The organism is Mesorhizobium sp. B3-2-1 (assembly GCF_006439515.1).
In the GTDB taxonomy this organism is placed as follows: Bacteria; Pseudomonadota; Alphaproteobacteria; order Rhizobiales; family Rhizobiaceae; genus Mesorhizobium.
In genome coordinates, this window is record NZ_VFTI01000003.1 from 253,061 (window position 1) to 274,338 (window position 21,278).

A 21,278-nucleotide genomic window follows, 5' to 3' on the forward strand; every position below is an offset into this window, starting at 1 on the left:
CGGTCACTTCACCGCACCAGCCGTCATGCCCATGATCAGGTAGCGCTCCAGCGCGATACCGATGACCGCAAGCGGCGCGATCGCTGCGGTGGCCAGCGCGGCCATCGACCACCAGTTGATGCCTTGCGACCCCGTCTGGCTGGCAACCATGACCGGGATCGTCTTGGCGTCCGTCGAGGTCAAAAGGGCGGCGAAGAAATACTCGTTCCAGCACAGCACCATTGCCAGGATGAAGGCCGCGACCATGCCCGGCAGCGCGATCGGCATGACGATGCGGAAAAAGGCGCCCCAGATCGACAGGCCGTCGACGAGGGCTGCTTCCTCGAGTTCGACTGGAATCGAGTTGAACTGGTCGCGCATGATCCAGATGACGATCGGCAGCACCATCAGCGTGTAGAGCAGGATCAACCCGATGCGCGTATCGAGCAGCCCGACTTCGCGGTAGAGCACTAGGAAGGGTAGGGCGAGCACCACCGGCGGCAGGATCAACTGCGACAGGAAGAAGAACGAGATGTCCTCGTTCTTGAACCAGGCGAAATGGTAGCGATAGCGGGTCAGGCCATAGGCGGCGAGGCTGCCGATGATGATAGCCAGGCTCGACGCACCAACCGAGGTGATGACCGAATTCATGAAACGCTTGAGGAACTCGTCGCGCACGGTCGAGGTCTGGAAGATCGAGTCCGGCGACAGGCCAAGCGATCGCCAGCCTTTCCAATCCGGCTGGAAGTCGACAAACGGGATCAGATGCCCTTGCGTGACGTCGACCGCCGATTTGAACGAGGTCGTTATCGTCCAGTAGATGGGGAACAGGCAGATGAAAGCCCAGAAGACAAGTGCGCCATAGATGAAGACACGGCTGGTGATGAAGCTCGCCGGGGAGCGGATTTCGGAGACGGTATAGTCGGTGGTCTGAACGCTCATGATCCGGCCGCTCTAGTTGACGTTGCGCACGAAGCGGTTGGCGATCTTCAGGAGCCAGGTCACGAACACGACGATGATGACGAGATAGGCCATCGCCAGCATGGTGCCGTAGCCGACATTCGAGCGGTCGCGATATTCGCGGTAGATGAAGCTCGACACCGAATCGGTGGCTCCGCCCGGGCCGCCCGACGTCACCGTAATGATGATGTCCGCAAGCTTCAGCTTGAAGATGATGCGCAGGATGACGGCGGTGACAGACACCGGCAGCATCAGCGGGAAGGTGACATGCCAGAAGGTTTGCCATGCATTGGCGCCGTCGACACGCGCCGCCTCCAGCACCTCGCGGGACATCGCCTGCAGTCCGGCCAGCAGCATGATCATCATGAAGGGAATGAAGGTCCAGGCGTCCAGCATCATGATCGAGATGCGGGCTGTGATCGGCTCTGAGAAGAAGGCGGGATTGTCCCAGCCGAGATGGCGCGCCAGCGTCGCCGCCGGGCCGAACCGGTATTCCATCAGCGATTTGCCGATCATCCAGGACACTGCGACCGGCGACAGCATCAGCGGCATCAGGAAGACGACGCGGAAGAATTTTCGCGCCCGGATCTGCGCGTTGAGCAACAGCGCCAGCCCGAAGGCGATGACATATTCGACCAGCACCGCAAGCACATAGAGCACCATGTTGAACAGCGCATTGCGGTAGTATGGATCGCCGAGCATCTGCCAGAAATTGTCGAGCCCGTTGAACCTGCGGCCGCTGAAGGAGCTGAGGTTCCAGTCGGTGAGCGCGATATAGAAACCAAACAGCGTGGGAAAGATCACCATGGCGATGGTGAACAGCAGCGCCGGCAGCAGGAACAGCGCGCGCTGGCCGTCCTCGCCGCGTGTCAGAACCTGGCCGATCCCGATAGCAACGCCCCATAGCACATAGGCGTAGACCACGGGCCGCCATGTCTCGAAGCCGATCGTATCGACCTCGGTCTTGTAGAGGATCTGAAGCAGGATCGTCGCCAGGAGGCCGAGTGTGGCCAAGGCCATCAGTGTCCAGCCGAAGCGTTTGCGGCCAGGCGGGATCAGATCCATTGGTGTGGAATTTGCCGGCCACGCATTCGTGGTCGAGGTCTGTTCAGCCACGCCTCTCGCCTCTTCTGGTACGATGGCCGGCAGAGCCGGTCAAAACTTGGCCCGGCGATGATGTGACGCCGGGCCGTGACTTTTATCAAACGTCCACCTATGCGCCGAGCGAGGCCTTGTAGAGTTTGATCTGCTTCTCGCGGCCGATCTGGTCGGTCAGCTTCTCCCAGGCGGCGGCGATGGCATCGGCGCCTTCCTGTGCCTTCATCTTGCCTGCGAAGGTATTGGCCAGGATGTCCTCGGCAGCGCTGTAGTATTGGAAGATGCCGGGGATACGTGGCTCGATAGCGCCATTCGGATGATTGTAAGAGTTGAACTGGGAGTCGAGGTAGTTCGTGATGAATGCCCTGTCGTAGCCGGCGGCCACCCATTCGTCGATGTCGTGCTGGCTGTTGCGGTAGCACTGGAATCCGGACGGATACATCGCCGTCCAGATTGCCAGATCCTTGCCACCGAGATGCGCCGCCGCGCTCCAGGCGGCCTTGTGCTTCTTCGGATCGCCGTCGACGCGGGCCATGACATAGACGCCCCAGCCGAGATAGGCGAGGTTGGGCGCGTAGTTCGGTCCGCTCGGCAGTTTTTCCCATTTGCCGGCCTTGGAATTGTAGACGTCATCCGAGCCCGGCAGGATGTCGAAGCCGCAAAGGTCGCCAATCACAGAGGAATCGTTGGTTTTGGCGTTGGAACCGATGTCGCCCCACCAGGGGATCATTGAACCGGTTCCGGCCAGAAACTGCTGGAAACCGGTGGTGTTCGGGTCGGCATTGATCTGGTCGGCCGGTTCGGACGGCAAGGCGTCGATGACGTCCTGGATGGCGCGCACCCAGGCCGGATTGTTGATGCGCGGCTTCATCGTGTCGGCGTCGAACAGCCACGCCTTGTCGTCGGGATGCTTGGCGTAGGCCGTGGCACGGCTGCCCAGGAAGTAGAAGCCGAAACCGCCCCAGGGCTTGGGCGCGTCGAGATACCCGTAGACGTCCTGGCCCTTGAATTTCTTGCCCTTGAGGAACTTGGTGACGGCCTGCACCTGCTGCCAGGTCTTCGGTACGCCCCATTCACCGGCTCCGCCGCCGTCCTTCCACTGCTTGGCAAGGTCTGCGTCGGCGAACACATCGGTGCGGTAGTTGAAGTTGTGCGTGTCGCCGTCGATGGTGACGCGATACTGCTTGCCATCCCAGGTGCCGACCGGCGGCTTGAGGTAGTTGACGAGATCGTCGAAGTCGATCTGCTTCTTGACCCAGTCGGGCATTTCAGAGGTCAGGCCCTTGCCGCAGACGTCGCCTTCGAAAGGCGCGCCCATCTCGGCAATGTCGAAGTCGACGGTTCCGGTGGCAATCGACTGCTGCAGGCGGGCATTGTAATCCGCTTGCGCCAGATCGATCCAGTTGATCTTGGCGCCGGTATAGGTCTCCCATGGCTTCAGGAAGCCGCGGAACAGCACATTGTGCAGATTCTGGTTGTTGAGGCCCATGAAGGCGAGCTCGACACCGGCGAACTCGCCTTGCTTGACACTTGCCTTGGTCGCATCGAGGCAGAGTTCGCCGACCTTCTGGAAGTCGGCGTCGGTCGGCTGACCTTTGCCAACCCCGGGAATCTGCAAGATTTTCGAGCGCAGTTCGCTTGCGGCCGAAGCAGGGCGCGTCAGGGCGCCAAGTCCGGCGCCGGATGCGGCCGCGATCGCGGCCATGGAGGCCGCGCCCTTCAATATGTCGCGCCTTGTAGCGCCGGCACGGACCAGTTTGTCGTAAAGATCTACTCGCATGGACTATTCCTCCCAGAACGTTAGTCGTGAATCGAAGTGCCAATCGTGCCGGGCGCTGGCTTTGTTCAGATGCGAAACCAGGACCCCAACCTGCGTCACTTCGCGTTCCGTTTTTTCGGATAGAGTACCAGCGTTTCGGATCGGCGCTCGTCACTATTCTCGCAACCAAACGCCGTGTCAACGAGAACGGTTTTTATCTATAAGAGACCGGCTTGCCCTGACCGGTCGCGTTGGTTAGCTTCTGCGCCTACGGCCATTGGAGCCGATGGGGGAACGATGGCTCAAGTCGCGATAAGCAAGGTGGCCAAGGCGTTTGGAACCGTCAAGGTTCTGCACGAAGTCAGCGTCGACATTGCCGATGGCCAGTTCGTCGTGCTTGTCGGCCCGTCAGGCTGCGGAAAGTCCACGCTGCTCAGGATGGTGGCGGGGCTGGAGACTGTCTCTGGCGGCACGATCGCCATCGGCGACCGCGTCGTCAATCACCTGCCGCCCGCAAAGCGCGACATCGCCATGGTGTTCCAGAACTATGCGCTCTATCCGCACAAGACGGTCGAGCAGAACATGGCCTTCGCCCTCAAGCTGCGCAAGACCGATCCGGCCGTGGTTGCCGAGCGGGTCAAGCGCGCCGCCGACATCCTCGACCTCAGCCCCTATCTGAAGCGCTATCCGCGCCAGCTTTCCGGCGGCCAGCGTCAGCGCGTCGCCATGGGGCGCGCCATCGTGCGCAATCCGCAGGTATTCCTGTTCGACGAGCCGCTTTCGAACCTCGACGCCAAGCTGCGCGTGCAGATGCGCACCGAGATCAAGGAGCTGCACCAGCGGCTGAAGACCACCACCATCTATGTCACCCACGACCAGATCGAAGCCATGACGATGGCCGACAAGATCGTCGTCATGCGCGACGGCCGCATCGAACAGGTCGGCGCGCCGCTGGAGCTTTTCGACCGGCCGGCCAACCTTTTCGTCGCCGGTTTCATCGGCTCGCCGTCGATGAACCTGCTCAAGGGCACCGGGCGCAAGGGTGGCGTCGACATTGCCGGAACGCTGTTCCCGGTTTCTCCGAACAACGCCGTCGAGGAGGGGCGCTCCGTGGTGTATGGCGTGCGGCCCGAACATCTCGAGATCCATCCCGATGGCGTGCCGGCCAAGATTTCGGTGGTCGAGCCGACCGGATCGGAAACCCTGGTCTTCCTGCGCTTCGGCGACGGCGAGATGGTGGCGCTGTTTCGCGAGCGCCATGACTTCAAGCCCGGCGACACGCTGAGGCTTCGGCCAAGGCTCGACCATATCCATCTGTTCGATGCCGAGACCGGCAAGCGTCTCTGATCTCAAACGTACTTCACGAGGACCATCATGCTCAAAGGGATCGATCCGTTGCTCAATGCCGATGTGCTCCAGGCATTGCGGGCGATGGGCCATGGCGATGACCTGATCATCGCCGATACCAACTTTCCCTCCGATTCGGTGGCGCGCCAGACGGCGCTCGGTCGGGTGCTGCGCATCGATGCCTCGGCGGCCCGGGTGGTGAAGGCGGTGCTGTCGCTTTACCCGCTGGACACGTTCGTCGACGACTCGGCCGCTCGCATGGAGATCGTCGGCAAGCCGGACGAGATTCCAACCGTGCAAAAGGAAGTGCAGAAGGAGATCGACGCCGCCGAGGGCAAGTCCTGGCCGATGGTGCCGGTCGAGCGTTACGCCTTCTACGAGCGAGCCAAGCAGGCCTATTGCGTCATCCAGACCGGAGAACGCCGATTCTACGGCTGCTTTGCCTTCCGCAAGGGCGTCGTGCCACCGGATGCGGAGTAGCGGCATGGCCTCGGGCAAGCCGATCGTCATTCTCGGTGTGTTTGTTGCCGACACCGCCTATCGCGCCGATCGCCAGCCGCGCATGGGTGAAACGATCCTCGGCAATTCCTTCAAGCTGGGACCAGGCGGCAAGGGTTCGAACCAGGCGGTGGCCGCCGGCAAGCTGGGGGCGGACGTCACATTCCTGACCAGGCTCGGCGTCGACGCCTTCGCCGACATGGCCAAGCGGACCTGGAAGGATGCCGGCGTGAAGAGCGCCGCAATCGACACGCCGGACAGCTATACCGGCGCCGCCTACATCTTCGTCGAGGAGGGAAGCGGCAACAACGCCATCATCGTCAGCCCCGGCGCCGCCATGCTGATCACGCCTGAGGATATCGATGCCAATGCCGACCTTGTCAGGAGTGCCGGTGTTTTCGTTACGCAGCTCGAACAGCCGATCGATGCCGCGATGCGGGCCCTGGAGATCGCGCGCGGGGCAGGGGTGACGACCATTCTCAATCCGGCACCCGCCGCAACGCTTTCCGACCGCATCTACAAGCTCTGCGACTATCTTACACCGAACGAGACAGAGGCCGAGGAATTGACCGGGCTGAAAGTCTCCTCTGTCGATGAAGCGCGCGTCGCCGCGGACAAGCTGCTTGAAAAGGGCGTCGGCACGGTCATCGTCACGCTCGGCGACAAGGGCGCGCTGCTGCACGCGAAGAATCGGTCCGAGCATGTTCCAGCCATCAGTGCCGGCCCTGTCGTCGAGACCACCGGCGCGGGGGACGCCTTCAATGGCGGCCTGGCCGCAGCACTTTCGCGCGGCATGGAGCCGCTGGAGGCGGTGCGCTTCGCCTGCGCCGTTGCCGGCATTTCCGTGACCCGTCCAGGCACCGCACCGTCGATGCCGACATTGCAGGAGGTTGGGGAGCTGCTGGCCAAGGGGTTAAAAAAGTTTGAAGGGCTAAAGACATAGCGATTGGGCAAGAAGTTTTTGCCTAGGCCCGCATATCAGATGTAAAGCATTGACCAAAGAGATTTTGTCAATGGTCCCTGGATATGCGGTTATTCAATGCAAGGAATGCTAAGAGCGATGGTCAATCCCAACAAGTGAGTCAACATTCGCGTTTATCAATTTGAACGATATGGCCTCTGAAGCACTGAGAAAATGAAATTCATCTTCCGTCTGCTGCATCGCAATCAGAAAAATTCTCTGATCCATTTCCATCTCAGAAATATGTCTAGCAAGATCAGCTGATCCTTCTTTGAAAAATGACAAATATTGCAGAACCTCGCTTCGCGTGAAATTGCGCTTATCCTTGACTAAAGGATAAATTTGATGGAGGCCGATATTGGAGAAAATGTGGGAGAAGCGCTGCTTGCCGCCCAGCAAAATGAGGCTGCAGGCAGAATTACATGATGAGGGATCAAGCGCGCCGTCGATCTCAACTGTTACAGACGGGCGTGCGACAACCGTTATTGCGCCGTAAATTCTAGCTTGTCTTGACACTGAATAGGCTGGACTGGCCAGCCCGCCAAGAGAATCAAGAAGTAGGATAAAATGTGGACCTAGGCCCTTTATGGCGTTGTCTCGCGACCAGTTTGTGGACTTCTCGAGATGATCGAGCGTCGTCTGAAAGCGGTCGATGGTCGTGTCAGAAATCTCGCCGTCGGCGAACACGACAACGCAGTTCTCGCAGTGGGGATTCTCGATGATCTTAAAAGTCATCGGCTCTTGCTGTATAGACTTGGCCTTGTCGGCAACGGCGAATTGGACTGCGACGTACATAGTCACAGTTGAGACGACTAACAAAAAGAAAGCATGTGAAATTCGCATCAAATGCCCCTCGTAGACGTGATCCAAGCGAAGCCTAATTCGTAACTCTGAATACAGGGTGCGCCAATCTTGGGACCTCGGTTGTCCGTGAAGATCGCTAAGATGTGTCTGGCGCCAATCGAAAAAGCGATCCGAAATTGCGCCGAAGACTTGATCAAGGCAAGCCGAGATAGTCCTTTGAGGCAGGAGCCTTCTTCTCCCTTGGGTTGACGGCTAGTAAGCGCCTTGGGGCACTACAATAGCCTGGCGTGCGTCACGCAGAAATCTTTGATGTCTCAGCGGCGCTCCGACACTGCGGCCGCAATCGCGCTACGTTTCGAAAGTTGTTGCTATTTTGTAGGTGGTCGCTCGGCCTTTGAAGGCATTTGGAGTCAAAAATCTTGCGAACTTTGAATCGACGTGGTGGGCGATGACGGGCTCGAACCGCCGACATCTTCGGTGTAAACGAAGCGCTCTACCAACTGAGCTAATCGCCCTCTCCGGCCGGACCTTTAAGCGTTCAGGCTCGGCTTCGCAAGGCCAAATGAGCAGCCGGCACCCTGTTCGACGAGCGCATCTGCGACCAAATCACCGGCTGTCAAAAAACCTTCTCGACTTTGCGTTTATGCTGTCTTCCCGCGCTTGACACTCGGTACCGAACCCCTTATCCACCGCCCCAACGACGAACACGGCTGACACGTGCTCGTCAATGCGCGGGTGTAGCTCAGTTGGTTAGAGTGCCGGCCTGTCACGCCGGAGGTCGCGGGTTCGAGCCCCGTCACTCGCGCCATTTCTCTCAAGGGATTTCGAGCCCTTGGTTTCGGAGAAATGTAGACGTCGAATATCAAAAGATTTCAGTAGGTAGCCAGGATCTTTTCGTATCCGGCTTGATCTTGCCTCGCTCACGGCGGCACCATACGGAAATCCTTCCCTTCCGGCAGCAATTGCCCGCCATCGACGACAATGGTCGTGCCGGTGATGTAATTGGCGTCGTCCGAGGCGAGGAACAGGAAGGCGTTGGCCACGTCGCGCGGACTGCCGAGCCGGCCGAGCGGAATCGAATCCTCCATGTTCTTGATATAGGCGGCGCCGCGATGCTGCTGGATGGCTTCGGTGAGGATATTGCCGGGTTCGACGCCGTTGACGGTGATGCCATATCCGGAGAATTCTAGCGCCGCAGCGCGAATGAAGCCATTGATGCCCGCTTTCGTCGCCGAATAATGGCCATGGCCAGGGCTGGTGACGTGCGGTCCGGTGATGGAGGAGGTGTAGAGCATGCGGCCAAAGCGCTGGGCCTTCATCGGCACCAGGGCCGCGCGGCTGGCGTTGAAGGTGCCGCGCAGGTTGACGGCCATCACGCGGTCCCAGTCGTCGGCGCTGGTGTTTTCGATCAATTGCCAGGGATAGATGCCGGCGTTCTGGACGATGATGTCGAGGCGGCCATGGTGTTTCAGCGAAAGCGCCACCGCGGCCTCGGCGTCGCTCATTTGCGAGATGTCGGTGCGGATGAAGGGGACGCAGAGCTCATCCGCACTTGCTTGCCCGGCCTCGCCCTCCGTATCGGCCAGCACAAGCCTTGCGCCTTCTTCGGCGAAGCGCAGCGCGATGCCCTTGCCGATGCCGCGCGCGCCGCCGACGATCAACGCCACCTTGCCTTCCAGTCGTCCTGTCATGCGAACCGTCCTGTCATGCCAATCCCCACCTCATGCCAATCCCCGCTCACGCCAGTCTTTGGCGAATGGTTTGCTTGAATGCGTCGAGCAGCACGGCTGCCAGAACCAGTAGGCCGTGGATGACCTGGGTGAAGTTGGCGGGCAGGCCCATCAGGTTGATCGCCGTGTTGATGGCGGAGAGCAGGAGCACGCCGGCATAGACGCCGGGCAAGGTGCCGACACCACCCTTCAGGCTGACGCCGCCAATGACGACCGCGGCAAAGGCGTTGAACAAAAGGCCGACGCCAAGATTGGCCGTGGCGCCCGATGTGCGGATCGCCAGCAGCCAGCCGGCGAGCCCTGCGATGGCGCCGGCGAGCACGAAGGCGATGATCAGGTTGCGGTTCACCCGGATGCCGGCGCGGAAGGTCGCGGTTTCATTACCGCCGATCATCACGAGGTGCCTGCCGAACGGCGTCTTGGCCATGATCAGCGAGAACACCACGAAACAGGCCACCGCGATCCAGGCGGTAAGCGGCAGGCCGATCAGGCGTTGGATGCCGAACCAGCGGATGGCAGGTGCCAGATCCTGCGCCGAGCGGCCGCCCGAAATGACCAGCACCAGGCCGCGCACCCAGATGTAGGAGGCGAGTGTGATGATGAAGGCGCTCATCTTGACCTTGACCACGAGATAGCCGTTGAAGGCGCCGATGAGGCCGCCGACGGCCAGCGCCAGCAGCAGCGAGACCGGAACCATCAGCCATTCCGGGTGCAATTGGACGCCGAGGCCGATGCCCGAGGAACAAAACAGGATGCCGACCGCCATGGCGCTGAGCGCTGCGACGGATTCGACCGACAGGTCCATGTGACCGGCAATGATGACCAGCGCCAGGCCGATCGACATGACGCCGAGCACGCTCGACGCCTCGATGATGTTGGCGAAAATGCCGAGCTGGAAATAGTTCGGGATGAACAGCGAGAAGACGACCAGGACAAAAAGCAGCATGAACCAGACGAGGTTGTCGAGGACGAACTCCAGTGCGTGGCGTGTGCGAAGGTTCATGTGTCGATCCGGTTGGCGTGCGCAATCAAGGCCGCAGCAGATTGCCTGCGTCTCGTTTCATGCGGGCAGGGAAGGGCTCCGGGCCGGGTATGGCCCGGAGCGCCTGGGCCGTCTGTCTATTCGACCGACTTGACCGTGTCGGTCGGCGGCTTCTGGTTGCCCCAGAAGGCCGGATTGTCGACGTTCTCCTTGGTGATGGCGGCACCCGGGATCTTGATGTTCGGGCCCCAGGCTTCCTTGGTGACGGTCGATTTCAGGCCAAGCACATCGTATTGGCCGGGCTTGATCTCTTCCTTCTTGACGACCTTGTCCATGAACATGGCGACGGCCGCGGCCTGTGCGTAAAGCGGCTGCTCGACCTCGACGTTGAGCCAGCCCTTGCGGATCAGGTCGAGGCCGACCGGCGCGCCGTTCGAGCTCATCAGCATGACGTCGCCCGGCTTCTTGCCGGCGGCCTCGAGCGAGGCGACGGCGGCGACCGACAGGTGTGCGGCATGGCTGAAGATCAGGTCGATGTCGGGGTTGGCCAGCATCTGGTCGGCAACGATGGTGCCGGCATTGCTGGCCTCCCATTGCATGGCGGGCAACGAGATGATCTTGACGTCCGGGAACGCCTTCATCTTCTCTTCGAAACCCTTCTGGATGTCGAGCGTGTAGGGATCGCCGGGATCGCCAAGCACCTGCAGGACCTTGCCCTTCACCGAGCCGTTCTTGGCTTTCAGAAGCTTTTCGGCCTGGTCGGCGGCGACGTAGCCGATCTCGACGGTGCCCGCGACCGATGTGAAGTCGGACGGCGTCGACGTGATCTGGCGGTCGAACTCGACCACCGGAATGCCGGCGGCGCGCGCTGCTTCGATCGATGGTTTCAGCGCATTGAAATCGACGGCGGCCAGGATGATCGCCGCCGGCTTCAGCGCGATGACGTCGTTCATCTGTGACTGCTGGGCGTCGGTCTTGTTGTCGGCGTTCAGCGTCTTCATGTCATAGCCGGTCTGTTTCAGGAACAGCTCCAGCGCGCTCACCGAGCCGGTCTGGAACTCGTCGAGCAATGTCGGCACCATGTAGTAGACAATACCCTTGGACTGGGCGAATGCCGGCGTGAGCGTGGCAAAAGCCAGTGCCAGGATACCGATGACAGCAAGAAGTATTCGCTTCATGTCGTTGGCTCCCTGTTAAGCCGGACCCCTCTTTGTCCCTCAGCCCGCCGGTCCGGCACCGGCGAGCGTCTCCCCGGTGATCATGTTGATCACCGCGTCGGGACTTGTTTTGTTGCGTGCGACATCGCCCGCCACGACGCCCTGCCGGATCACCACGATCCGGTCGGCGACCTGGAAAGCCTGCTGCATGATATGGGTGATGATGACGACGCCGATGCCTTGGCTCGCCACCTGGCGGATCATGTCGAGACCGCGCCGCGTCTGCTCGACGCCAAGGGCGGCGAACGGCTCGTCGAGCAGCACGAGCTTGCCGCCCCAGTGCACGAAGCGGTTGAGCTCGATGGCCTGGCGCTGGCCGCCCGAGAGATGCTCGACATTGGTGCGCAGCGAAGGAATGCGGGTACCGGCGCTGGCCAGCGCCTTGCCGACGACGGCTTCCATGGCGCGTTCGTCGAGCACGGGAATGCCAAGCACCTTCCTGGTGATCTCGCGGCCCATGAAGAAATTGGCCACCACGTCGACATTGGTGCAGAGCGACAGGTCCTGGTAGACGGTCTCGATACCCGCCGCCTTGGCTTCCGCCGGCGACCGGGCCAGGAACTCCTTGCCCTCGAACAGCATGCGGCCCGACGTCGGTTCGAGACCGCCCGCGATGATCTTGACCAGCGTCGACTTGCCGGCGCCATTGTCGCCGAGCAGCGCCACCACCTCGCCCTTGCCGATGGAAAAGCTGATCCCCTTCAGCGCTTCGATCGCGCCATAATTCTTGGTCACGTTGTCGAGCACCAGCAGGGGTTCGCTCATCAGGCAATCTCCCGGGCCGAAAGGACGTCGCGGCCGCGCTCGCGTTCGGCGGCGAACATCTGGCCGAAGCGGGGCGACAATACCCCGGAAACGGCAAGTGCCGCCGCGCCGCGCAGCACGGCATGCTGGCCGCCGCTGGCAACGATGACACGCGGCGTCTTGCGGTCCGCGCGGGCCGAAACCGAATTGTGCAGCGGTTCGGCCGCGTCCGCCAGGCGTTCGAGCAACTCCGATGCCGCCAGGCCGCCGAGCACGACCGTCTCCGGGTCGAAGAGGTTTTCGATGATGGCGATGGCGTTGCGAAAGATCGGGCCGACCTGTGCCACCCAATCGGCGTCATTGCCGGCCCGCCGGCCCCGCGCTTCGAGCGAGAGGTAGCGCTCGAGGCAGCCTCGGTTGCCACAGGGGCAAATCTCGCCATCGGCGACCACGGGAATGTGGCCGATCTCGCCCGCATTGCCCCAGGCGCCGCGCAGAACGCTGCCGTCATGCATCATGGCACCGCCGAGCCCAACGCCGAAATAGAGATAATAAAAGTCGGAATGGCGGGCTCCGATGCCATAGAGCCGCTCGCCCATCGCGGCTGCGGCCATGTCGGTCTCGAAGAAGGCCGGCAATCCCGTCGCGGCCGTCAGCCGCTCACGTAGCGCCACATGCTTCCAGCCGGTCATCGTGGTTGGGCCGACAAAACTCATGGAGTCCACGTCGAACGGGCCGGGAAGGGCCATGCCGACGCCGATGACGCGGCCGCCGGGCCGCTTGCCGGTCAGGTCCCGGACCATGGCGCCGATCTGGTCGAAAGCATGATCGGGCGCCGCATTGGGCGCTTCGCGGCGCGAACTCTCGATGACGTCGCCGCTGAGATTGATCAGTGCGGCGTCTATTCCAAGCGGCGTCAGGTGGATGCCGACGGCATAGCCGCCTTCCGGGTTGATGCGCAGCGTCGCCGGTGGCAGGCCACGCCCCTTCGGATCTTCGCGCACGGACAGGATGTAGCCCTGTTCCTCCAGTTCGCGAACGATGGTCGACACGGTCTGGACGGTGAGCCCGACATGCCTGGCGATGTCGCCACGTGCGATCGGGCCATGACGGCGGATGGACTCCAGCACGATGCGCCGGTTGTACGGCCGCCCGAACTCCTGATTGGTTCCCCGCAATGCCATGCCTTGCGCCCCCACTTGACGTAAGGTTCGCATCAAACATTTATTCAGTCAAATGGAATTCAAAAATTCTCGGGACGCGGGACCGAGCTGGTTTGGCGGTGCGGGATACTGCTTGGCAAGAGGGAGGCGCGGCCCGGCCGGACCTCCGGATTCAGCCGGCAAGCGAGCGGTTGCCCTTGCTAGAGATATTGCGCGACTTTCTTGCCGACGGTCAGGAAGCGCAGCGGATCGATCGCCTCGCCATTGTGCCGCACTTCATAGTGGAGATGCGGGCCCGTCGAGCGTCCGCTGCTGCCGGTCTTGCCGATAGTTGCGCCGGCGTCGACCTTTTCGCCCACCGTCACGTCGATCTCGCTGAGATGCCCGTAACGGGTCGCAAAGCCGTTGCCGTGATCGACTTCCACCATGCGGCCATAACCGCCGTTCCAGCCGGCCTTGGTCACGATGCCGGGCGCGGTGACCTTGGCCGCCATGCCGATCGGCGCCCTGAAATCCATGCCCGAATGCAACGCGGCGGTGCCGAGGATGGGGTCGGTGCGCACGCCGAACGGACTGGTGACGGGGTGGCCGGGAGCGGGGTTGGCAAGCGGCAGCCGGCGCGCTTCTTTTTTCAGCTGGTCGAGCGTGTCCAGCGCCTCGTCCAGTTCCTTGACCTTGGTGTCGAAGATCATGGAGGCGTTGAGCGGGATCAACGGTCCACCGACATCGTTTTCGTTTTTGCCGAAATCGCTGTCGACCGGCAGTCCGGCTGCCTGCAGCGCCTGCTGGATGGCATCGGCGCTTTTGTAGGCATTGTCCGCGAGCGTGCTGATGCGGCTGAGCTGTTCATTCTCGATGGATTTCAGCGACTGGTTGATCGAGACGAACAGCTTGTCGGCGCGATCGGCGGCTGAATCGCTGGGCAGCGGATCGGTGCGGGTCGACCACAAGGAGAAGGGCCTGGTGTCGGCGGTGCCGAGGTCGGCGGCCAGGCCGGCGACCGCGTAGGTCTGCGCGGGCTGGTTGATGCTGCCGGTCACCTCGGCGCGCTTGTCGGGCTTGGCGGCCGCGGCCGGATCGTTGGCGGGCGCCGTTCCGACATCGTTCTCGGCGCGTTCGAGCAGCGGGCCGAGACGGCCATGCCGTTGGCTTAGCTGCGTCTGGCGCTCGAGCAGTTCGCTGACCTTGGTCTCCATCAATTGCTGGTCGAGCAGCTGCCTGCTGGTGATGCGGTCGACCTGGGCGCGGAGCGCCGAAATGCGGTCCTCGTAAGCCTGCTGCATCCGCGCCTGGCGCGCGGTGGTGGCGCCGATCAGGTCGTCGCGCAGCACGAGATAGGATGTGGCCAGAAGGTAGCCGATGGCAATGGCGGCGAGTGCCGAGCCGATGAATGCCGCGAGCCAGGGACGGATCGTGAAGTGCCTGATCTCGTTGCCTCGGGCGATGATGACCGTGTGGGGTTCCTTGCGCCTGCCGAAGACTGCGGACTGACCGGTTGCGTTCACGGGACCAAGCTTTCGTTACGACACCACGACCGCCCGATTACACATTATTAGGGTTAACAAAGGTTTGCCTTGTCCACTGCGCGGCGCCGAATGCACGCAGCGCGGGCAAGAGGTTGCTTGTAAATCGCCAGGGTGCGGCCGCCATGCCGCGAAATGGTTGGCGATGAGCACCAATGTTCTGCCAGCAGCGACCTGTCGTGCGCAGAGCAAGGCTTGGGTTTCTTAACTGTCTTCGATTGCATTTGATTGACGTTTTTCGAGTAAAGGCGTGCTGGTATTTCGGATTCACCGTGGCGGTAGGGATGCTGAACGATCTGATTGGCAAGATACTCGACAAGATTTCGGGCACCAGTCTGCTGGCGACCGGGCTTTTGCTGCTGACTGCCCTTGTCAGCGCGCTCGTGGCCTATTGGCGCACGGTCGAGGAGAAGAGCTGGAAGGAGTTTTTCGAGTTCGTCATCCCGCATGAGGTCATCACCCATCCCTCCGCGAAGGCCGACCTGCTGTTCTGGGTCACGAAGAAGGCCCTGATGCCTTTCCTGATGCTGCCAGCCGGAATCGTTTTCGTCACGGCGGTGGGCTACGGGACCAACTGGCTGTTTTCGACACTGTTCCAGTTTCAGCCGCCTCTGATCGAGGGGCCGGCAGGTCCGGTGACGGTGCTGATCTTCACCGTCAGCATGCTGCTCGCCTACGACATTTCCTATTATCTCTATCACGTCGCCCAGCATCGCTACCCTCTGCTTTGGGAACTGCACAAGGTGCATCACTCGGCCGAGGTGATGGTCGGGGTCACCAAGGACAGGGTCCATCCGCTCGACGAGCTGATGAATCGAGCCTGGGACGGCCTCATCGTGGGGTTCTGCTTCGGCATCTGGTCGCTGATTTCGCTGAACCTTGTCGAACTGACCGTCTTTGGCGTCAACGTCTACGTCATGCGCAACATCCTGATGATGGATTTCGTCAGGCACACGCATTTCAAGATCTCGTTCGGCCCGCTCAACAATTTGATCCTGTGTCCTCATTGGCACCAGTTGCATCACAGCGTCGATCCGCGCCACTACGACAAGAACTTCGGGCTGCTCTTCTCGTTCTGGGATCGGCTCTTCGGAACATTGTGCGTGCCGAGGCCCGACGAGGACTTCAAGTTCGGGCTGGTCGACCGCGATGTGCGTGACTACCAGTCGCTCGCCGGCCTCTACGTCATGCCGTTGAAGCGGATGTGGGGGCATATCGCCAGGCGCATGCGGCCTGGTAAGCCACGGCCACGCACCTCGCGATCATCGGAAGGGACACGGCCATGAACGCTCCCGTTGTGCTTGCGGTCCCGCGGACACGTACCTTCGAAGTCGTGACATCGGCGGTGCGCCTGGCCGAGATCGCACCGGCCTGGAGCGCGCTCTGGCAGCGGGCTGGCGGGCTTGTCTTCCAGCACCCGGACTGGATCGCGGCTTGGTGGCGCACCACCCCGCATCAGGAGCGGCGCGCACTCAGAATCGGGCTTGCCTGGAACGGCGACCGGCTCGATGGCGTGATAGCGCTCGCGACCTTCAGGCGCTCCGGCATTCGCATGCTCGAATGGGCGGCGAAGGATCACAGTGACTATGGCGATGCGCTGGTTGCACCCGACGGCGACCCGCGGGCGATCTCCCGCCTCTGGCAGTATGTTTTTGACCAGGGCGGCTTCGACCTGATCTATCTCAACCGTTTGTTGCCGGATGCCGGTGTTCATGCCCTGCTGGAACCTACCCATGGCAAGGCGCTTCGGCCCAACCACCGCACTGAAATCAGCTATCGTGTCGCGGGTCCCTGGCAGCGCGGGGCGGAATGGTTCGAGACGTTGTCCAAGAAGGGCCGGCAGAACTATCGTCGTGGCCGCAAGTTCATGGAAGAGAGCGGTGCTTTGCGTTTCCGGCTCCTGGATGCGGAGGACCCGCGTGAGCCGGTGCTCGAGCGGGTCGCGACGCTGAAGCGCCTCTGGCTCGCCCGGCATGGTCGCGCCTCGGATCTGTTCGATAAGGGCTCGCCGGTTCTCGCCGCGCTCATTTCGGTGCTGGCCGACCTCGGGCTGTTGCGCATCTTCGTGCTGGAGCTTGACGACACGATCGTCGCCGTCTCGATCAATTTCGAACAGCACGGCACGATGATGGCTTTCGTCACTACCTACGACCCCGAATATGAGCGCGGCTCGCCGGGTATGGTACTGATGATGGACTATATCCAGTGGTCGCTCGACCGTGGTCTTGCCACAATTGACTTTCTCTGCGGCGGCGAGGATTTCAAGCGGCGCTTCGCCACGCAGTCAGTCGCGCTGTCATCGATGATGGGCGCGCGCGGCCTGCGTGGTCATCTCGCCGCGCTGGCCGATCATGTGAGCCAGGTTTCGAAATCCTGGAGGACTGGGCGGCAGCCGAAGGTCGAGGCATCTGACGAGTAACGACCGCAATTGTCGATTGCCTGCGTGGGCTTTGGCTGCGCTCAGAGCGCGCGAACGGCTTCCAGCACGGCCTCGGCATGGCCCTTGACCCGGACCTTGCGCCAAATCCTGGCGATCCGCCCGTCGCGGCCGATCAGGAACGTCGCGCGCTCGACACCCATGTATTTGCGGCCGTACATCGATTTCTCGACCCACAGATGGTAGGCCTCGATCACCTTGCGCTCTTCGTCGGCGGCAAGATCGATGGTGAGATCGTATTTCGACTTGAACCTGTCGTGTTTCTTGGCGCTGTCGGGCGACAGGCCAATGACGACGGCGCCGGCCTTCTCGAATTCCGGCTTCAGTTGTGAGAAGCTGATCGCCTCTTGCGTGCAGCTTGTCGTGTCGTCCTGCGGATAGAAATAGAGCACGACCGGCTTGCCGGCGGATGCCGCCAGGCTGAGCGATCCGCCGCCATCCCGTGGAAGATCGAATTGCGGCGCGGGATCGCCTACTTCGAGGTCGGCCATATCGATGCCCTTGTTTGAGGTTACGCGCGCAGCCACAGCGATATAGTGTCGAGCGGGGATTCGTCCACGAGCGAATTCGTACAACGGAAGATTGCGTGGATCAGGAGCAACCGCAGCACGAGAAGATCAGGTTCAGGCGGGACGAGATCACCGACCTGGGGGCCTTGCCGTCCGCGTGCCGCGTCCCGCCTCTCGGTCAGGCGGCGATCGGCCGCGGCTTCCGCATGCTTTCGCGCCTGTTTGCCGGCCTGGTCGCATTCATGCTGCTGGCCGCGGTGGCCGTCTATCTCATCGGCCTTTCCGGCTTCGGGTCGGACCGGCTGCGCGTCGAGGCGGAGAGCGCCATAGAGAGGCTGGCGGGGGTCGACGTCGATGTCGCGGTCGGGCCCGCGCGCATCACACTCGACAGTTCGAGCTTCGTCGCGCTGCAGGTGAGCGATGTCAGCCTGAAGACCAGTGATGGCAAACCGATGGCGGATGCCGGGCGAGTGCGCTTTGGCGTGCGCCTGGTGCCGCTTCTATGGGGCGAGGTGCGGCTGACCAGTGCCAGGATCTCCGATGCCCGCATCGTCATGGCGGCGATGCCGTCCGGCGGCGACTGGACCGCGGCGCTGCGCAACCAGGACGGCCTCGTCGATCCGGAGAAGCTGTCGGACGCGGTGTTCGGCAACATCCATCGCGCGCTCGACGCCGTGCGGGAAGATTCGATGCGCCGGATCGATCTCCGCAATGTCGAATTCGTGCTGCCTGATGCCGGGTCGATCAAACTGGTCAAGATCGCCGACGCGACCGTCGTCCAGTCGGGGCCGGGCGGCATGGAGTTTACTTCCGAGGCGGATGTCGACGGCAGGACAGTCACCGTTGCCGCCTCAGCCACTCGCGATATCGCCGCGCACCGGGTGACGGACCTGCATGCCAGCATCAATCTGGCGGATGCCGGCGCCGCCGCTGCCGGTTCCGGCAAGCTTGGAGCCGTCGCGTTGAAGCTGGCGGGATCGGAGGGCTCAGATGCCACTGCATCACGCTTGACGGCCACCCTTTCGTCCACCGGGTCGGTGCTGGATCTTGGCACGCGTGGGCTGCTGCAGGCGGATGCCGATATCAATGCGACGCTTGTCTATGGCTCCAACAAGATCCAGGTGGACAGGTTGCTGCTCAAGACCGGCCGCTCGACTTTCGATTTTGCCGGCTCCATCGGGCCAAAGCCCTCGTCCGGCGCCGCGGGCGAGGAGCCCGCCTACCGCTACGACCTGACCAGCGACGGCTCGACCTTGGCGCCGTCGGAATCGCCGGAGCCCGCGCTGACCTTCCTCTCCCGCGTCGCCGGCGTCTATCAGACCAAAAGCCACAAATTGGTGGCCGAGCAGATCGCCGTTCGATCAGCCGCTTCCAGTGAGGTGCTTGGCACCGCGACGGTGGAATTCGTCGACGGCAAGGCCCCCGGGATCAATCTGGCGCTCAACGTCCACAACATGCCGGTCTCCCATGTCAAACAGTTGTGGCCGTGGTTTTCGGCGCGCAATGCGCGGCTCTGGGTGCTGGACAATCTGTTCGGCGGCCGCGTGGTAGACGCCAATCTCCAGTTCCAGGTGGTGCCGGATCGCCTGGGCAACGGCGTTCCGCTTTCAGCCGACGAGGTCTTCGGCCGCTTCCAGATCGAGGGGGCGCGTTTCGACACGGCCGGCCGCATTCCGCCGATTCGCGACGCGGTGGGCGTCGTCGGATTCCACGGCAACGACGTCGACATATCGTTGTCGTCGGGCACCGTCTTCATGCCCAGTGGCCGCGTGGTGGCGGCCAGCAACGGGACATTGGCCGTCAAGGCAGCCAACCGCCCACCGGTCATCGGCGCTCTCGATATCGACGTCGCCGGCGATGCGTCCGCCGTGGCCGAACTTGCATCCTACGAACCGATCAATGCGATGCGCCATGTCGGCATTCTGCCGGAGGACCTTTCCGGCGGCGTCACCGGCCACGTCAAGGCGGACATTCCGCTGCAGTCGGGGGTCGATACCGCGAAGCTCGATTGGCTGGTGTCGCTCAACTACACCGGCCTGTCCCTGGCCAAGCCGTTCGAGGGACAGACCGTGACCGGTGCCGATGGCTCGATCACCGTCGAAGCGCAAAAGGCTGTCATTTCGGCCAAGGCATCGCTGAATGGCATTCCGGCCGAACTCGACCTCGTCGAGCCGCTGGCGGATGACGGGCCGGCGCGCCGCCGCAAGGTGGCCCTGCTGCTCGATGACAAGATCCGCGCCGCCGCCATGCCCGGCCTGACGCCGCTGCTTGGCGGAACGGTGAAGGTCGCGATCGACAAGAGCGGCAGCGGCGACCAGAATGTCTCGGCCGACCTGACCAATGCCAGGGTGGACGTTCCCTGGGCCGGCTGGAGCAAGGGGGCGGGGGTTCCCGCCAGCGCCACCTTCGTCATGACCAAGTCCGGCGACACCACGACGCTGTCCGACTTCAACCTCGACGGCAAGACGTTCTCCGTCGAGGGCAGCATCGTGCTGGTCAACGGCGCCCTGTCTTCGGCCAAGTTCAGCAAGGTCACCTTGAACAGGGGCGACGACGTAGCGGTTTCAGTGAAGCGGTCGGGCAAGGGCTATGCGGTCGACATCACCGGCAACGCGCTCGACGCTCGTTCGCTCATCAAGCAGTTCACGTCCGACGTGGACACCGCAACCAAGACGACGGGAACAGACAACATTTCCGTCAGCGCCGATATCGATCAGTTGACCGGCTTCCACGATGAGCAACTGTCCAACCTGAAGCTCGACTACAGTGCGGCTGGTTCGAGGGTCAACGGACTGAAGGTCAGCGCGACGGCGAGTTCCGGCGCAGCCATCGCCATCAGCAACACCACCGGTGACGGCAGGCGCTCGCTCAACGTGCAGTCGGCGGACGCCGGAGCCATCCTGCGGTTCCTCAACATCTATGAGCACATGGAAGGCGGATCGATCGCGCTGGCGCTGACGGGGGCCAGCGACGGACCGATGAAGGGCAAGGTCGACACCAGCAACTTCTTCGTCGTCAACGAACCCAAGCTCGCCTCCATCGTTTCGACCACGCCGGCCGGCGACAGCCGCAGCCTCAACCAGGCGGTGAATGGCAAGCTCGACACGTCGCGGGTGAAGTTCGAACGTGGCTACGCCGAGATCGACAAGGGCAGTGGCTATCTGAAGCTGACCAATGGCGTGCTGCGCGGCCCGCGCATCGGCACGACGTTCCAGGGCATCCTCTACGACCAGAACAACAATATGGATATGACCGGCACCTTCATGCCGGTCTACGGCCTCAACCGCATTTTCGGCGAGCTGCCCATCGTCGGCGCGCTTCTGGGCAATGGCCGCGACCGCGGCCTGATCGGCGTCACCTACCGGCTCAGGGGCAATGCCAACAAGCCGGTGCTCGACGTCAACCCGCTGTCGGTGATCGCGCCGGGGATATTCAGGTCGATCTTCGAGTACCGGTGAGGCGACCCGCATCGTGTTGTGGTCGCTAGCTGCCAGCTTCTGGAAAATACGATTATTTGTAGAAGCGTCACATAGGAAAATTTCCGTTTGCGACGGGCCCAATATTGGG

17 protein-coding genes and 2 tRNA genes are annotated in these 21,278 nt (G+C 62.1%); 7 read left to right on the plus strand and 12 right to left on the minus strand.

All coding sequences use genetic code 11. The features are described 5' to 3' along the window. Window positions 1-3 precede the first annotated feature (3 nt). The 3 genes from FJW08_RS04870 to FJW08_RS04880 form a co-directional block, all read right to left on the minus strand. Window positions 4-921: a carbohydrate ABC transporter permease gene (locus tag FJW08_RS04870; RefSeq protein WP_140755286.1), complete on the minus strand. Its 918-nt coding sequence runs from the start codon at window positions 919-921 to the stop codon at window positions 4-6. Window positions 922-933: 12 nt separating this feature from the next. After that, entirely contained in the window at window positions 934-2,055 is a 1,122-nt protein-coding gene (locus FJW08_RS04875; RefSeq protein ID WP_140809249.1) for a sugar ABC transporter permease, read from the minus strand. A 97-nt stretch (window positions 2,056-2,152) separates the two neighbouring features. Then, window positions 2,153-3,817 carry a sugar ABC transporter substrate-binding protein gene (locus tag FJW08_RS04880; RefSeq protein WP_140809252.1) on the minus strand — a complete coding sequence of 555 codons (1,665 nt, stop codon included), beginning with the start codon at window positions 3,815-3,817 and terminating at the stop codon, window positions 2,153-2,155. A 276-nt stretch (window positions 3,818-4,093) separates the two neighbouring features. Between FJW08_RS04880 and ugpC the strand changes: the two genes are divergently transcribed. From ugpC to rbsK, 3 genes are read left to right on the plus strand one after another with little or no spacing between them, the layout of a single operon-like run. Continuing rightward, window positions 4,094-5,143, plus strand: coding sequence for a sn-glycerol-3-phosphate ABC transporter ATP-binding protein UgpC (gene ugpC / locus FJW08_RS04885; protein WP_140809254.1), 1,050 nt, complete (start codon window positions 4,094-4,096; stop codon window positions 5,141-5,143). Window positions 5,144-5,170: 27 nt separating this feature from the next. Beyond that, the gene (locus FJW08_RS04890) at window positions 5,171-5,623 is read left to right on the plus strand and encodes an RbsD/FucU family protein (protein WP_140809255.1); all 453 of its coding nucleotides are present in this window, start codon (window positions 5,171-5,173) and stop codon (window positions 5,621-5,623) included. A 4-nt stretch (window positions 5,624-5,627) separates the two neighbouring features. Next, a complete protein-coding gene (gene rbsK, locus FJW08_RS04895) occupies window positions 5,628-6,584 on the plus strand; it encodes a ribokinase (protein WP_140809257.1) in 957 nt (318 codons plus the stop codon). A gap of 108 nt (window positions 6,585-6,692) precedes the next feature. Here rbsK and FJW08_RS04900 read toward each other — a convergent pair whose 3' ends face one another. Then, window positions 6,693-7,472, minus strand: a complete 780-nt coding sequence (locus tag FJW08_RS04900) for a hypothetical protein (RefSeq protein ID WP_140809259.1) — start codon at window positions 7,470-7,472, stop codon at window positions 6,693-6,695. A gap of 373 nt (window positions 7,473-7,845) precedes the next feature. Beyond that, window positions 7,846-7,921 (minus strand) — tRNA-Val (locus FJW08_RS04905). Between the two features lie 216 nt (window positions 7,922-8,137). Between FJW08_RS04905 and FJW08_RS04910 the strand changes: the two genes are divergently transcribed. Continuing rightward, window positions 8,138-8,214 (plus strand) — tRNA-Asp (locus FJW08_RS04910). A 112-nt stretch (window positions 8,215-8,326) separates the two neighbouring features. On the opposite strand, the gene FJW08_RS04915 is transcribed toward FJW08_RS04910, so the two are convergent. The 6 genes from FJW08_RS04915 to FJW08_RS04940 form a co-directional block, all read right to left on the minus strand. Continuing rightward, complete coding sequence (locus FJW08_RS04915; protein ID WP_140809262.1) at window positions 8,327-9,097, minus strand: SDR family oxidoreductase; 771 nt, start codon at window positions 9,095-9,097, stop codon at window positions 8,327-8,329. 46 nt (window positions 9,098-9,143) lie between these two features. Next, window positions 9,144-10,139, minus strand: a complete 996-nt coding sequence (locus tag FJW08_RS04920) for an ABC transporter permease (RefSeq protein ID WP_140809264.1) — start codon at window positions 10,137-10,139, stop codon at window positions 9,144-9,146. Window positions 10,140-10,255: 116 nt separating this feature from the next. Beyond that, window positions 10,256-11,296 (minus strand): sugar ABC transporter substrate-binding protein, encoded by a 1,041-nt coding sequence (locus FJW08_RS04925; protein WP_140809266.1) that lies wholly within the window; start codon window positions 11,294-11,296, stop codon window positions 10,256-10,258. 39 nt (window positions 11,297-11,335) lie between these two features. Further along, window positions 11,336-12,100, minus strand: coding sequence for an ATP-binding cassette domain-containing protein (locus tag FJW08_RS04930; protein ID WP_135864119.1), 765 nt, complete (start codon window positions 12,098-12,100; stop codon window positions 11,336-11,338). Next, window positions 12,100-13,263, minus strand: a complete 1,164-nt coding sequence (locus FJW08_RS04935) for an ROK family transcriptional regulator (RefSeq protein WP_140809268.1) — start codon at window positions 13,261-13,263, stop codon at window positions 12,100-12,102. The genes FJW08_RS04930 and FJW08_RS04935 overlap by 1 nt, the downstream gene beginning before the upstream one ends. Window positions 13,264-13,442: 179 nt before the next feature. Further along, window positions 13,443-14,747, minus strand: a complete 1,305-nt coding sequence (locus tag FJW08_RS04940) for a M23 family metallopeptidase (RefSeq protein ID WP_140809270.1) — start codon at window positions 14,745-14,747, stop codon at window positions 13,443-13,445. Window positions 14,748-15,049: 302 nt separating this feature from the next. Here FJW08_RS04940 and FJW08_RS04945 point away from each other — a divergent pair, with 302 nt between their 5' ends. Next, window positions 15,050-16,051 carry a sterol desaturase family protein gene (locus tag FJW08_RS04945; protein WP_140755244.1) on the plus strand — a complete coding sequence of 334 codons (1,002 nt, stop codon included), beginning with the start codon at window positions 15,050-15,052 and terminating at the stop codon, window positions 16,049-16,051. Then, the gene (locus tag FJW08_RS04950) at window positions 16,048-17,184 is read left to right on the plus strand and encodes a GNAT family N-acetyltransferase (protein ID WP_140809273.1); all 1,137 of its coding nucleotides are present in this window, start codon (window positions 16,048-16,050) and stop codon (window positions 17,182-17,184) included. Before FJW08_RS04945 ends, FJW08_RS04950 begins: the two co-directional genes overlap by 4 nt. 41 nt (window positions 17,185-17,225) lie before the next feature. Here the strand turns inward: FJW08_RS04950 and FJW08_RS04955 are convergent, their stop codons facing one another. Next, window positions 17,226-17,693 carry a peroxiredoxin gene (locus FJW08_RS04955; protein WP_140809275.1) on the minus strand — a complete coding sequence of 156 codons (468 nt, stop codon included), beginning with the start codon at window positions 17,691-17,693 and terminating at the stop codon, window positions 17,226-17,228. Window positions 17,694-17,788: 95 nt separating this feature from the next. On the opposite strand from FJW08_RS04955, the gene FJW08_RS04960 reads away from it, so the two are divergent. Then, window positions 17,789-21,169, plus strand: a complete 3,381-nt coding sequence (locus FJW08_RS04960; RefSeq protein WP_140809276.1) for a DUF3971 domain-containing protein — start codon at window positions 17,789-17,791, stop codon at window positions 21,167-21,169. Window positions 21,170-21,278: the final 109 nt, after the last annotated feature.

Bases quoted from the DNA above. Each gene is read 5' to 3' on its own strand.
- FJW08_RS04870 (WP_140755286.1), bottom strand. From the start codon at position 921: ATGAGCGTTCAGACCACCGACTATACCGTCTCCGAAATCCGCTCCCCG.
- FJW08_RS04880 (WP_140809252.1), bottom strand. From the start codon at position 3,817: ATGCGAGTAGATCTTTACGACAAACTGGTCCGTGCCGGCGCTACAAGG.
- ugpC (WP_140809254.1), top strand. From the start codon at position 4,094: ATGGCTCAAGTCGCGATAAGCAAGGTGGCCAAGGCGTTTGGAACCGTC.
- FJW08_RS04890 (WP_140809255.1), top strand. From the start codon at position 5,171: ATGCTCAAAGGGATCGATCCGTTGCTCAATGCCGATGTGCTCCAGGCA.
- rbsK (WP_140809257.1), top strand. From the start codon at position 5,628: ATGGCCTCGGGCAAGCCGATCGTCATTCTCGGTGTGTTTGTTGCCGAC.
- FJW08_RS04915 (WP_140809262.1), bottom strand. From the start codon at position 9,097: ATGACAGGACGACTGGAAGGCAAGGTGGCGTTGATCGTCGGCGGCGCG.
- FJW08_RS04920 (WP_140809264.1), bottom strand. From the start codon at position 10,139: ATGAACCTTCGCACACGCCACGCACTGGAGTTCGTCCTCGACAACCTC.
- FJW08_RS04925 (WP_140809266.1), bottom strand. From the start codon at position 11,296: ATGAAGCGAATACTTCTTGCTGTCATCGGTATCCTGGCACTGGCTTTT.
- FJW08_RS04930 (WP_135864119.1), bottom strand. From the start codon at position 12,100: ATGAGCGAACCCCTGCTGGTGCTCGACAACGTGACCAAGAATTATGGC.
- FJW08_RS04935 (WP_140809268.1), bottom strand. From the start codon at position 13,263: ATGGCATTGCGGGGAACCAATCAGGAGTTCGGGCGGCCGTACAACCGG.
- FJW08_RS04945 (WP_140755244.1), top strand. From the start codon at position 15,050: ATGCTGAACGATCTGATTGGCAAGATACTCGACAAGATTTCGGGCACC.
- FJW08_RS04950 (WP_140809273.1), top strand. From the start codon at position 16,048: ATGAACGCTCCCGTTGTGCTTGCGGTCCCGCGGACACGTACCTTCGAA.
- FJW08_RS04955 (WP_140809275.1), bottom strand. From the start codon at position 17,693: ATGGCCGACCTCGAAGTAGGCGATCCCGCGCCGCAATTCGATCTTCCA.